Annotated in this window: 13 protein-coding genes; 9 read left to right on the top strand and 4 right to left on the bottom strand. The window is 36.0% G+C overall.

Annotated features, from left to right (window positions below; genetic code table 11):
- Window positions 1-331: 331 nt before the first annotated feature.
- The 3 genes from VIO64_RS00100 (at window position 332) to VIO64_RS00090 (ending at window position 2134) form a co-directional block, all read left to right on the top strand.
- Complete coding sequence (locus VIO64_RS00100; protein WP_331913948.1) at window positions 332-979, top strand: peroxiredoxin; 648 nt, start codon at window positions 332-334, stop codon at window positions 977-979.
- Between the two features lie 273 nt (window positions 980-1252).
- Entirely contained in the window at window positions 1253-1618 is a 366-nt protein-coding gene (locus VIO64_RS00095) for a hypothetical protein (protein WP_331913946.1), read from the top strand.
- Window positions 1619-1717: 99 nt separating this feature from the next.
- Entirely contained in the window at window positions 1718-2134 is a 417-nt protein-coding gene (locus VIO64_RS00090; RefSeq protein ID WP_331913944.1) for an NUDIX hydrolase, read from the top strand.
- Between the two features lie 58 nt (window positions 2135-2192).
- Here VIO64_RS00090 and VIO64_RS00085 read toward each other — a convergent pair whose 3' ends face one another.
- Window positions 2193-3272 carry a GNAT family N-acetyltransferase gene (locus tag VIO64_RS00085; protein ID WP_331913942.1) on the bottom strand — a complete coding sequence of 360 codons (1080 nt, stop codon included), beginning with the start codon at window positions 3270-3272 and terminating at the stop codon, window positions 2193-2195.
- A 153-nt stretch (window positions 3273-3425) separates the two neighbouring features.
- On the opposite strand from VIO64_RS00085, the gene VIO64_RS00080 reads away from it, so the two are divergent.
- Window positions 3426-3923, top strand: coding sequence for a hypothetical protein (locus VIO64_RS00080; protein WP_331913940.1), 498 nt, complete (start codon window positions 3426-3428; stop codon window positions 3921-3923).
- A 15-nt stretch (window positions 3924-3938) separates the two neighbouring features.
- Here VIO64_RS00080 and VIO64_RS00075 read toward each other — a convergent pair whose 3' ends face one another.
- On the bottom strand, window positions 3939-4808 hold the full coding sequence (locus tag VIO64_RS00075; RefSeq protein ID WP_331913938.1) for a cation diffusion facilitator family transporter: 870 nt from the start codon (window positions 4806-4808) through the stop codon (window positions 3939-3941).
- Between the two features lie 257 nt (window positions 4809-5065).
- Between VIO64_RS00075 and VIO64_RS00070 the strand changes: the two genes are divergently transcribed.
- On the top strand, window positions 5066-5317 hold the full coding sequence (locus tag VIO64_RS00070) for a hypothetical protein (RefSeq protein WP_331913936.1): 252 nt from the start codon (window positions 5066-5068) through the stop codon (window positions 5315-5317).
- Between the two features lie 293 nt (window positions 5318-5610).
- Here the strand turns inward: VIO64_RS00070 and VIO64_RS00065 are convergent, their stop codons facing one another.
- A complete protein-coding gene (locus VIO64_RS00065) occupies window positions 5611-5898 on the bottom strand; it encodes a hypothetical protein (RefSeq protein ID WP_331913934.1) in 288 nt (95 codons plus the stop codon).
- A gap of 247 nt (window positions 5899-6145) precedes the next feature.
- Here VIO64_RS00065 and VIO64_RS00060 point away from each other — a divergent pair, with 247 nt between their 5' ends.
- The 3 genes from VIO64_RS00060 to VIO64_RS00050 are packed head-to-tail and all read left to right on the top strand — an operon-like array spanning window position 6146 to window position 9050.
- On the top strand, window positions 6146-6850 hold the full coding sequence (locus VIO64_RS00060) for a response regulator transcription factor (RefSeq protein ID WP_331913932.1): 705 nt from the start codon (window positions 6146-6148) through the stop codon (window positions 6848-6850).
- Window positions 6847-8295 carry a HAMP domain-containing sensor histidine kinase gene (locus tag VIO64_RS00055; protein ID WP_331913930.1) on the top strand — a complete coding sequence of 483 codons (1449 nt, stop codon included), beginning with the start codon at window positions 6847-6849 and terminating at the stop codon, window positions 8293-8295. Before VIO64_RS00060 ends, VIO64_RS00055 begins: the two co-directional genes overlap by 4 nt.
- 26 nt (window positions 8296-8321) lie before the next feature.
- Window positions 8322-9050, top strand: coding sequence for a hypothetical protein (locus tag VIO64_RS00050; protein ID WP_331913928.1), 729 nt, complete (start codon window positions 8322-8324; stop codon window positions 9048-9050).
- A 320-nt stretch (window positions 9051-9370) separates the two neighbouring features.
- Here the strand turns inward: VIO64_RS00050 and VIO64_RS00045 are convergent, their stop codons facing one another.
- Window positions 9371-11623 (bottom strand): glycoside hydrolase family 48 protein, encoded by a 2253-nt coding sequence (locus VIO64_RS00045; protein WP_331913926.1) that lies wholly within the window; start codon window positions 11621-11623, stop codon window positions 9371-9373.
- 215 nt (window positions 11624-11838) lie between these two features.
- Here VIO64_RS00045 and VIO64_RS00040 point away from each other — a divergent pair, with 215 nt between their 5' ends.
- Complete coding sequence (locus VIO64_RS00040; protein WP_331913924.1) at window positions 11839-12111, top strand: adenylyl-sulfate kinase; 273 nt, start codon at window positions 11839-11841, stop codon at window positions 12109-12111.
- Window positions 12112-12201 lie beyond the last annotated feature (90 nt).

Raw genomic sequence — 12201 nt, 5'->3', positions numbered from 1 at the left:
CATGCCCTTTTTTATTTGCTCTGTCGTAACAATATACTTTTTTCAAAGTTCAATAAGGTTTTTTACCTTGTTTTTTATGAATCAAACCTGAATTTTTGTTTTCAAGCCAATTACCAGTTACTTTTCGAAACTATACTAATTGATTTATTGAGTAATTCTGGTGTGTTCTACACCACAACTTGAATTATAGCATCTGTAAATAAAAAAAATTTGCAAAATCCATGCAAATTCAGTGAAAAAAGTTGAAATTTATAGGGCGGTAATTTTACTTAACACAGATATACATAATCAGTCATAGTATAAATAAAAGACTAATTGCAAGGGTGATACGATGACTGACAATGGAACACCAAAAATAGGGATGAAGGCTCCCGATTTTAGTGCGACAACAACGTTTGGGCCTTTAAATATATCTGATTATGAGGGAAGATGGCTTGTCTTCTTTTCACATCCCGGAGATTTTACTCCTGTGTGTACTACCGAATTTATTACTTTTGCCAGATATTATCCATACTTTGCACAACGAAATACCTGCCTTTTAGGTTTGAGTATTGACAGCAATCCATCCCATCTGGCGTGGGTGTATAACATTTACCAGAAGACAGGAATCCGGATTCCATTTCCGGTTGTAGCCGATAGGGATGGATCAATTGCAAAATTGTATGGTATGATAGCACCGGATGTAAGCAAGACAGAGACTGTAAGAAATGTATTTATTATTGACCCGAAAGGAATCATACGGGCAATACTGCAATATCCTTCCACTAACGGCAGGAATATACCTGAGATTATAAGGCTTATTGATGGATTACAAACTTCAGATAAGGAAAAGGTTGTAACTCCCGCAAACTGGATGCCGGGGCAGCCGGTGATTGTTCCATACCCCAAAACATATAAAGAGCTAATGGAGAGGGTACAAAATCCCCAGGGTTTGATGTGCATGGATTGGTACTTATGTTTTAAAGATTTGGAGCAGTAATATTTTAATTTAGCTGCCTGTGCTTCAATATACTCCATTGTAAAGCCATTTTATTGAATAATAGGTATTTAATATTCAGTAAGCAATTAAGTGGAAAAGCAATACTCTATTGACATCGATTTACATTTATGTTATCATATATAGCATAGGCGTTTCGTAATCATCTTGCGAGATGCCTTGTTCTATTTAATAATTGTATTCCATTTTATAACAATAAAACAATAAATTAAAAGAGGGTATAAGAAATTACTTTTGTAACAGAGGTATATCGTCTTGATTAGAAAAATAGCTATTAGAATAACTGCATATTATATTGTCCTGATGTTTAGCAGCCAGATGTTTTCATTGTTTATAAATGAAACGCATTGGTTTGCAGATGATGCAGAAAATTCTAAATCATCATCAGCAATTACAGCCATAATTCCCAATCAGGATTTGGCTATAGGTCGAGAAATCAGAAACTTACCAATCAAAATGCCTATTCTCAAATTCCAAAGCTTATTTGCATTGCAAGTATGTAACTGGAAATCCTCAATTCAGTCATTTACCTATAAGGTATACTTAATGGACAAACGCCAAAAAATTGCTTGTGCCATGTCTAGTTATTTCCATTGTGCAAAGTATAAATCGAGTATATAAGTTTTATGACAGCTAGATTTGAAAAAATATATTATTTGTATATAATAAGGCGATGAATTGGTAACAAAACTAAGAATATGGATGTACGGAGGTCACATTATGATAGAAAGAAATTGTGCCGGCGGTGTTGTGTTTTTTGGAGAAAAAGTATTTCTGCTTAAAAATGAGAAAGAGGAGTGGACATTTCCAAAAGGTGTGATTCGCAGTAATGAGGTGCCTGCCGACGTAGCTCTTAGAAGGGTTATGGAGGAAGGTGGAGTAGCTGCAGAGATTATTACAATAGCAGGAAAGACAAGTTACGAATTTTATTCTGTGAACCGTAGAAAGCCGGTTTGCAATAAGATAATCTGGTTTATTATGAGTACAGATAGTGATGAGTTTGATATTTCAGAAAAAGAGAAATTTCAGGACGGAGGCTTCTTTTATATAGAACATGCATTTCAACTTGTAACATATACTCAGGATAAGGCACTGCTCGATATGTCATATAAGAAATACAAGGAATTGTCTGTATAAGCTAAAGTATAAACACCTGTGGGTTAATATGGCCCATAGGTGTTTCTTTATGTCTGGATTATAAATCATTTATTTCATATACTTTATAGTGTTTATATTCACTATGAGCAAGCTTCTTACACAAAAAATCCGACTTGGAATTATCTTGGATTACCCAACTGGATTCTCCGTATTCATATTTGCCTTTAGACTTTTCCAATGCTTTATAAAAGAGGCCAGCAATAACTCCGGTCCCATGGTATTGGGGCAAAACCGCGATTTCGGATAGCTTTAACTTGCTTATTTTAGGCTTAAGCAGCCTAAAGTTTAAAAAAGCAGCGGCACCTATAGATTTGCCGAGCTTTACCATTTCGTTGTAATCGGGATACCATAATATTAATCCTATGGGCTTTCCATTATCTTCAGCAAAAATGAGATTTTCACCCTTTAGAAAGTAGGATAAGTTCTTGAATAGTTCATAGTCCTCCTTTGGATCACGTGGAGTATAAAACAAATCATCTTCAAAGCTCTTATTGTTTATGTCGGTAAAAATCTCTATTTCCTTTTTTAATTTGCTAAGATCCGCAAGACGGAATGTGTATCTTCTGTTGACTCTTTCGAGGATTTTTCGTTCACGTTCCATGTTAAAGGTATTCATATCCCATGTATATGAATTTAAATTATGTGTAACGGGATTATAGTCAAGAAAATAGTCATGATAATATTTACACCCATAATTTGATCCAAAGCTGACAGTTTTGTCAAAGTTATCGGAGAGAATTCCCAGCCCATAATTGACATGTCCGTTTATTCCTATTATTATTTTTCCGGCACCTTCATTCTGACATATGGATTTTGCCTCTGACATTAAGAGGTCGACCGCCTTCCGGCAATTGGGCATAGCTTCAAAGAAGGCTATTTGGAGGATATGCCTGCAAGAATTATGTATAACAAATATACAGCATGCTAATGGCGTGCCTTCATTCATAACCATAACAGGACTGATTCTTGCATTCCGGCAAAAGTGGGATTTGCCTGAAAAGAACTCTTTAATTATTGACGCGTTTGTGTCTTTGAAATATTTATTGCCCTTATATATGCTGAATACAAGTCTCATGTAATTTGTATATTCATTTTTGCTTAAATATCTAATTTCCATTCCACAGCCGCCTTCTTTGTTATATTAAATGTGTTTATGATCTTATTTTAAAACAAATTTTATATAAAATATCACATATAAAACCACGATAGTCAATAGCGTATTCCAATTTATGTGGTACTATAATATTATTAAAACTTCAGGAGACCCAATATGAACAAAAAATTACTATATAAAAAGGCATACAGGATACTTGAAAGCTCTACGCCATTAAAATTTGACTGCGGCCTTGTGTGTGATAAAAAGTGCTGCTCCGGCGATAACGACAGCGGTATGCATCTATACCCTGGGGAGGAGATGATGCATCAGGCCTCCGATTTTCTAGATATAAGGAAGGAGCCTTTTGGTGACTCACATATACTTTTTGCAGTATGCAATGGCTCATGCATAAGAAAGCGTCGGCCACTGTCGTGCAGGACCTTTCCATATGCCCCTTATATTGATTTATCGGGAAAGCTTACTGTAATTGAAGACCCAAGGGCAAAGTATTTATGTCCCTTGTTGTTTGATGAAGCAGAGATTAAACTAAATAGAATGTTTAAAAGGGATATACTCAAGGTTTTTAGAATCCTTATACGGGATGAAGAGATTAAAGCCTATGTGCATACTCTGTCAAGGGTTCTTGATGAATACTTGAGGTTTGTGCTTTAGTCACGAAAGTACTGTTTATTTATTTGGCTCTACATGAACCACAGCATCAATAACATCAAATTTACTTTTAAGATGACTTTCTATATCTTCAGTAATTTGATGCCCCTGTGAAATGTTAAGAGAAGCATCAACGGTTATACTAACATCAACCATTATATTATTGCCGTAGACCCGCCCTTTGATATCTTTTACGGCTATTACGCCCGGTACCTGACGAACTATTTTGAATATGTTATCCAGGTTTTTCTTGTCAAACCCATCCGTTAGATTGTGTGCCGCCTCCATGAAAATATCCCATCCGGTTTTGCAAATGAGTACACCTACTACTACAGCTGCAGCAGGGTCAATCCATGGCAGTCCGAATTGAGATGCAATTATACCCACAGATGTACCGATGCTGACCCAGGCATCCGACAGATTATCCTTTGCTGCAGCCATAAGTGCTGTGCTTTTAATGGCAGCAGCTACTTTTTTATTGTAACGATATACTGAATATATTGCTGCAGCACAAACAAGACCTGTAATTGCTGCAGTTATATCAGGAGACTGAGCCTTAAAATAGATTATTGACCGTATTGCGTTATAAAGAACATTAAGTCCTACACCTATCATAATAAGCGAGGCAATCATCGAAGAAACGGTTTCAGCCCTCCAATGTCCATAGTGGTGGTTTTCATCAGCTGGTTTTCTTGATATCCTGAGTCCGATTAATACCGCCAAAGAAGCTAATATATCAGTAGAATTGTTAAGGCCGTCAGCAGTTAGTGCTTCCGACCCTGAAAAATAACCTATTACCAGCTTTAATATAGATAAAATAATATAGGCTGCAATACTGATTCTGGCACCACGCTCGCCTATTTTAGTTCTGTCGTATTGGGTTTCCATTTTTATGCTCCTTATATGTTATACCAATATTTGTATTGTTACAGTAATTGTGTGAGACCATTCATGCTTTTGTTACCCAATTATGATATGTAAAATCACAAATATTAATTAGCACATTTAAACTTTATTAAAGTATAAAACAATTCAATTTTATTAAACTATTATTAGGTGGATGATTAACTGGTAAATAAAATACAGTTGGTTATTCATCAGGATTAAGATAATTAAACCAAAAGTGATAAATTGAGGAGATCTATATGGCAAAAAAATTTCTAGGAAAATTTGAAGCTGCAGGCAGGGTTGGATTAAGGGCAAACGATACCAGAGAGCTGATCTCTGCATATCCATACAAAGTAGAGGGGACAGATCAAGAAATAGAGCAAAGGGTGATAGAGTGGTATTGCCAGAAAAAAGGCTGCGGAGAGGGTAATAGTATTGAAAATTACTCTGTTGATTCCCTAAATCCCGGTGAATTAAAGGATGCTCAGGAAAAGTTTCTTGATGAGTAGTCATAAGAGAAGTAATTAATCCTTTACACTTTTTTATTTATTGTGGTTGGACACACCAAAAGCTGGTAAGTTGTTAAGCATTACCAGCTTTTAATTTTTTATTCTTGCCATAGCCGAACAGTCAATACTTTTGAGTGAAACAACGGTTTCCTTGGAAGATGCCAAAAAAGATTAGAGGAGAAAGGCTTATTTGCATTTATAGAGTTTTAGGAGATTATGTTTTTATATATCATGTAACACATGGTTCTAGAGACTATTCCAGATTGTTTAACGTATAAAATAATTTTATAACTCTACTCATTGTGGTCATAACTTAGGACTTTTTGCAGATCATTCAAATCAATTCCATTGCTTTTTGCTGAAAAGAAGCAAGGAAATTGCCTGCCGCAGTTTTCGCATTTGATATATTGGGTTGATTCAACCTGTTCACGATTGTCATATAAAAAAGGAAGCAGCTCTTGATCGTTCTTAAGTCCTGGAGCATTGGAATCAATAATATATGAATATACATACTTTGCTTCATATTTGGCGGTAAGGTTATTGCTGTTGCATGAAGGGCATGCGATTTGATTTGCTTCCATGGATTTCACCAGCTTTCAATTATTTTGGTAATAAGATTATTTTATACAATAATCTTGTTTTTAATGTCTAGGAAATTATGGTGTTCTCTACACTATTACTGCTGCTTCCACACCTTAACATGAGAATCCCGGAGTTTATAAATATCGAATATTAATATAAAATAAAAACTGTAAAATTATAAAGATTTTATTAAGTTTTTAGCACTCATGTTTATATCATTTAAAATAGAGTTGTGGAGGTACAAAAATGAAGGGGAAGCTACTTGTAGTTGAAGATGATACGGAAATTGCACGCATAATGACGGATTATCTAAAAAGAGCAGGCTATGAAGTAAATTGGGCATCAACAGGGATTGAGGGTCTTGATGATTTTAAAAAGGATAAATATGATTTGATAATTGCAGATATAATGATGCCTCAAATGGATGGGTTTACATTAAGCAAAAATATACGTATGTTAAGTGAAACACCAATAATTGTAGTAAGTGCGAAGCATGCAGATGAAGATAAAATTAAGGGATTCAGACTGGGTATTGACGATTATCTTACAAAGCCCTTTAGTCTTGCCGAGCTTGAGATAAGGATAGAGTGCCTTCTAAAGCGATATAAAAAGTATCTTGGATTTATTGATGTGGGTGAGGTATTGAGATTTAAGAATGGATTGACAATATTGCCCCGTACCAATCAGGTTGTCCTCTACGAGCAAGAAATACCTTTGACAGCTAAGGAATATGCTCTTCTTAAGTTGATGGCTGAAAATCCGACCCATGTTTTTACTAAAAGAGAGCTCTATGAAAACATTTGGAACCAGTCGGATGTTGATGGAAATAATACTGTTACAGTTCATGTGAAAGCATTAAGAGAAAAACTTGGGGATGATATAAAAAATCCCAATTTCATACTTACAGTATGGGGAACAGGCTATAGATTTGTGGGAGAAAAGATAACATGAAACTAAAAAAGTGGTTGATTTTATCATATATTGCTGTTATCCTGTCGCCTGTCATTACCGGGGTTATACTGTATAAGCTGATAATTGATTATAACAACGATGTTGAAGTAACTGACTATATAAGCTCAATAGAGATCTTCCAAAAATACGAAGGAAAATTGCTTAATCCCCAATTGTATCTTCACATAAAAAAGAGCCTGAATCTCATAGACAATGCTGACAGAAAAAAGGTTGGAATTGTTTTGTACAACAAAGACGGCATAAGGATTTATTCAAGCGGAAATGAGATTCCGATTACATTGGACAAAGAAGAGCTGTACTCAGGCTTATATGAAATAAAACAGGGATATAGGGCAAATGTACTTAAAAAACCGGTATTTAAGGATGATGATCTTATAGGCTTTTTTCAAATTACCCAAGTCCGCAGTGAATGGATGAATGGGGTTAATAAAAGGACTCTCTACGCCTATGGAATTTTTTTTGGAGTTCTTATAGCTATTATTATAATAGTAGTGAGACTTCTTGATAGAAGAATGAATAGACCTATAAAACTGCTGACTGAAGCCATGTCCCTATTTGCAAAGGGTGAAAAAAATACTGATATATCATACAAAAGAAGTGATGAAATTGGGATGCTTATACATCATTTCAACAGAATGAGTAACGAGATTGAGTCAAAGAGAAATGAACTTATTGAGCAACAAAGGGAAAAAGAATTTATAATAACAGCAATCTCCCATGATCTGAAAACGCCATTAACATCAATAAGGGCATACGCAGAATCAATTGGTAAATACGACGGGCTGTCAGGAAAAGAAGTATCGGAGTATACCTCTGTAATAATAAGTAAAAGCGATTATATGAAAAACATGCTGGATGATTTATTTGGATATACACTTTTAAACAGAGACTACTCTTTAAACCTTGTTGAGGTAGATGGAGAAGAGTTCTTCTATATGTTATTCTCTGGGTACCATGAGCTTTGCAGCAGGGAAAAGGTCAGCTTATCCATTGAGCAAAGAGTTAGTGGTATATATATGGTGGATGTGAAGCAAATGACAAGGGTGGTTGACAATCTTGTAAGCAATGCAATCAGACACTCTGACGGAAAATGTATATACCTTGGAGCATTTTCACCGGAACAAAATTTACCGGCATGGATTGATAAGGAAAGCATAAAAGAGATTGATGAATGGAGAAGTGAAGGCGTAATAATACTTGTAAAAAATGAAGGTTTGCCAATACCATTTGAGGACCAAGAAAAAATATTTTCTCCATTTTATCAGAGGGACAGCTCGAGAAACAAAGGCACAAGTTGTGGAGCCGGTCTTGGACTAAGTATTGTAAATATTATATTAAATAAACATGATGGAAAGATAAAGGTTATTTCAAATGAAAGAGCAGGAACAATAATATGTTGCTGGGTTAGGATTAAAACATCATAAACCCGATTTTAAGGAGATGAATCTATATGAAAAAGTTATTTGTTTCAATGATTTTAATGGTTATTATGGGCATATCAATGATTACAGGATGTGATAAGAGTCTCAACCTTTTGCCGGAGGATATAGTTTCAAAAGCTTTGAAGGCAAACAACCCAATTATTCCCTACCATGTGGAATACAAAGTTGTTATGCGTGATAACAATAAAATAATATCAGATAATAATGTAAAAGAATGGTTTAAGCCAAAGGATAATAAGCGATTGGAAATGGCAGATGAAAAAGGAAAGCAGGTAACAGTTATTACACTTTATAACAATGAAATGGTTATATATTCGGTAAATGAAAAGAAAGCAACAATATCAAAAAACGCCAACTTCTCTGAGTTTATGGGGAAAAGCCAAAAAGATAAAGTATTGGATTCACTTAAAATTTACAAAAACACACACAAAATAACAATGATGGGGATTGAGAAAATCAATGATATGGAGGCTTATCATATTGTTGCAATCCCCAAGGATGATAAAACCCTATTGGGAAAAGGGGAATTATGGATTCATAAGGACTCCTGGTTTATAGTAAAATCAATAGAAGAATCCGGGGATACAAAGGTAGAGACGCTATATTCCAAGATAGAGATGAACTCTGACCTTAAAGATGATGTATTCATGCAGAAGTTCCCTGATGATGTTAAGGTTGAAACCAATGAGGATTTAATGAAGCCATTAGCAGAAAAAGAAATAACAATTGAGAAGTGAGCTCTTTTGATTTATCGGCAAAGGTTGTTGAAAAGTCTTTTGAAGATATGAGCAGCTTGTCTTTCGGAAAGAAAACAACTATAAAGAGGAAATTTCATCTACTATACAATCTGATGGTAAGACAATTGAGACAATTATGTAAAGGAATTTGTCAGTCAGTATATTAAAGAATTGAAGAAATGGGAAGGTAAGTAATTTTTGTATAATAAGGCAATATCAAAAAAGTTGATATTGCCTTATTAATAGTGTCTTAAGCACGCTTTTCTTTTTCATCCATTCTCATGGTGTGATATAGAATTCTTATAGAGATAACCAGCGGTTTAATAAGCGGATTTAGGTGCTATCTTCCCAAAAGAGTTTGCTAAAATTATAACATCACCCATATTGATTACACCATCTTTATTTAGATCGGCTTCAGGATTATATTCGGGATCACCAATGCCTTTACCGAAGCCTGGTATAATCAACATAACATCTGCCATGTTAACTACCCCATCTTTATTAAGATCTCCCGTCAAGAACAAATCATATTTAGGTGTTGGAGTAGGTGTAAAGATAGGTGATGTAGGCGTTGAGGTGTCAATCATATATATTGAACGGGCACCGAGAGCAAGTGCAATCTCACACTGAGTTGAGAAACGGTGATATTTAAATTTTGGTCCTACACCCGCCTTATAAGAATCTTCAACGTGCTTATATGAAGGATCCTGCTTGTATGCAGGTCTTGTATCAATAAATTTTATTCCGGGCTTCAAAATTGCTCCCTGTGGTGTGATGCCGGACCATCCGTCGGGGATATAAACAACCTGATCATAAAATCTTGAGTAATCCCCTCTTTGCTCCTGAGAAGAAAAGCCCTTGTCATCTGCATGGAATAAAGCTATAGCACCTAAGAGCTTCTCAGCCAAGTAGCCGGCATAATCATCGCTGCCCACTTTATGGGCTTTTGTTGCAGCTGAATAGTAAACCAGTGTATTAACAAGTGCTGCAGCAGAAGTTAGGTCTGTTGCGAAATTGTCTATTACCACATGCAGATTTTTATTTTCTTCAGTGCTTCCGGTCCAACTGTCAGGCTGACCTGTCCATGAAAGGTCTGCTGGAAGAGTAAAACCGTCCTTTGTTATATTTACATTTGGATATACCCAGTTAATCCATTTTTTAAGAATTTTATAGGCCCTTTCATCTCCGGTTTCATAATAATACTGGGCCAAAGAAGACATGGAAGTACACTGGTCACCGAAGTACCTGCTGCTTGGAGGATCTTTCAGTCCTGGTGAAGTATCAAATATCATACCGTAGAATTTGGATGATCCTGCAGGTATAGCAGTGTTTTTACCGGAGGATATGCTTGTACATCCTCCAGCTATGGCACCTTCTGCAGACTGCAGCCATTTAAACAGTTCTAGCTGCCTTTCAAGGCTCTTGTTCCACTGGGATGAAGCCCTTGGAGACTTTGGCTTCAGCTCGTTTACTGCAGATAGAGCATAAGCTGCCATAGGATTCTGATTACCTTGTAGGTTATCACTGCTCCCATTTTTATAGGCCTCACCTTCATCAGCTATAGGTCCGCTCCACGAATACTTGTTTGATATGAGGTAATGAAGTGCCTCTGTGCCGTCATTTATCAGCCTCATGGAGCTTGAGTCTATTGGAGTCATATTTTTGTCAATCAAGCCATATCTAAGATAGTCACCAAGCATTGATGCTTTGGTGTTTGCATCGGACACCTGTGACTGCTTTCCTTGTTCGGTTGCCCATTTGTTAGCATAAAAGGCTGCTTGAACAGCGGCAGCATCATCTGATGGACTAGCATTATATAGCCATCTTTTAAAATATTTATCCTGCTTGAAAACTAATGATTGGAAACCGCCATTTTCTGTATTACCCCACTTAAATACTTCCCAGGCAGGAGTCATTACCGTTTCCCAGATGGATTCCTGCTCACCTCTTCCTGGAGGGTTTATTTTGGATGCTTTGCTTGTGTCGTCTCCCATATTGCCAAACCTATGCCAGTTATCTGTATCCAGAAGATTTTGCATGCCGAACATGATACTGTTTCCATAAGTAGATGCAAGCTCGTTATGTAAGGGATCCTTTCCAAAGGAGGCAGCAGGTATTGCACTGATAGGGTACAAATTGGGCGTTTCACCATCTTCAAAGATGTATGATGGCCTTGCAGCATTGTATTTATTTGAATTTGGTTGCTCTTCTTTAGATGGGATAGCGTATTTTACTAAAGCATCCCATGCCTTGTTGTATCCTGACCAATCCCCTGAAAGCTTTCCGTACATTGCTTCTAATTTCAAATAATAGCTGAATGTTTCGCTTGTGGTTTCATGGCCGTAATCAACACTTTCCAAAATAAAAGTTTCTGGAGAATAATAGGGTATACCTTCCTTGCTGAAGTAACCATTTGCGGGGTCATGTATTTTTTTATAAAGATCAAAAAAGGCTTCTTTATATAGAGATGTATAGCCTACAATCAAGCTGTTAACCTTGGTTACGGCCAGCGAGCTTACGGCCAAATTGATGCAAACTGCTAAAGCTATGAATTTCTTGGTTTTCTTTAACATTTACTTATCCCTCCCTAAGTCTTTTTAATGTGTAGTAAATTATGGTTTGTGTTATACCACGTTTACAATTCAATAATATATCTAAAACAATAAAAATAAAATGACTATTGTTGCTATTTTTTGCATTATGTAAATAAAATGTGGCTTTTAATGATTGTTCTTACATGATATATTAAAAGTGGTTTTATTTAAAAATAAAAAGGAGATCAGGCAGAATGGACATATGCAAGATTCGCAGCGAGCTTTTGAAGCAAAAAGGTATTGTAGTATGGTTTACAGGACTTTCGGCCGCAGGAAAAACTTCCATAGCAAAGGCTCTTGAATACTCCTTGCTTGGTGCGGGTAAGATTGTATATAGATTGGACGGAGACGATATAAGAGGGGGCATCAATGCGAATCTGGGCTTTTGTGAGAAAGATCGCAATGAAAATATAAGAAGAAAGGTTGAAAACACCCCACAGGTTGGCAGTACCAATAAAAGAGCATGACAAATAAACCATGAAAAATGGTCTTTGAAAAAAGAATGTAGCTAAGGCAAAACCTAAAGAACTTGCTTAACTCTGTACCCTTGTGATCGT

The organism is Pseudobacteroides sp. (assembly GCF_036567765.1).
GTDB lineage: Bacteria > Bacillota > Clostridia > Acetivibrionales > DSM-2933 > Pseudobacteroides.
The sequence above is the reverse complement of the archived record's forward strand: the minus strand, read 5'-3'. Positions and strand labels throughout refer to the sequence as shown.

Coding starts and splice junctions, on each gene's coding strand:
- VIO64_RS00080 (WP_331913940.1), top strand. CDS start 3,426: ATGAACAAAAAATTACTATATAAAAAGGCATACAGGATACTTGAAAGC.
- VIO64_RS00060 (WP_331913932.1), top strand. CDS start 6,146: ATGAAGGGGAAGCTACTTGTAGTTGAAGATGATACGGAAATTGCACGC.
- VIO64_RS00045 (WP_331913926.1), bottom strand. CDS start 11,623: ATGTTAAAGAAAACCAAGAAATTCATAGCTTTAGCAGTTTGCATCAAT.
- VIO64_RS00100 (WP_331913948.1), top strand. CDS start 332: ATGACTGACAATGGAACACCAAAAATAGGGATGAAGGCTCCCGATTTT.
- VIO64_RS00065 (WP_331913934.1), bottom strand. CDS start 5,898: ATGGAAGCAAATCAAATCGCATGCCCTTCATGCAACAGCAATAACCTT.
- VIO64_RS00090 (WP_331913944.1), top strand. CDS start 1,718: ATGATAGAAAGAAATTGTGCCGGCGGTGTTGTGTTTTTTGGAGAAAAA.
- VIO64_RS00070 (WP_331913936.1), top strand. CDS start 5,066: ATGGCAAAAAAATTTCTAGGAAAATTTGAAGCTGCAGGCAGGGTTGGA.
- VIO64_RS00075 (WP_331913938.1), bottom strand. CDS start 4,808: ATGGAAACCCAATACGACAGAACTAAAATAGGCGAGCGTGGTGCCAGA.
- VIO64_RS00050 (WP_331913928.1), top strand. CDS start 8,322: ATGAAAAAGTTATTTGTTTCAATGATTTTAATGGTTATTATGGGCATA.
- VIO64_RS00085 (WP_331913942.1), bottom strand. CDS start 3,272: ATGGAAATTAGATATTTAAGCAAAAATGAATATACAAATTACATGAGA.
- VIO64_RS00040 (WP_331913924.1), top strand. CDS start 11,839: ATGGACATATGCAAGATTCGCAGCGAGCTTTTGAAGCAAAAAGGTATT.
- VIO64_RS00055 (WP_331913930.1), top strand. CDS start 6,847: ATGAAACTAAAAAAGTGGTTGATTTTATCATATATTGCTGTTATCCTG.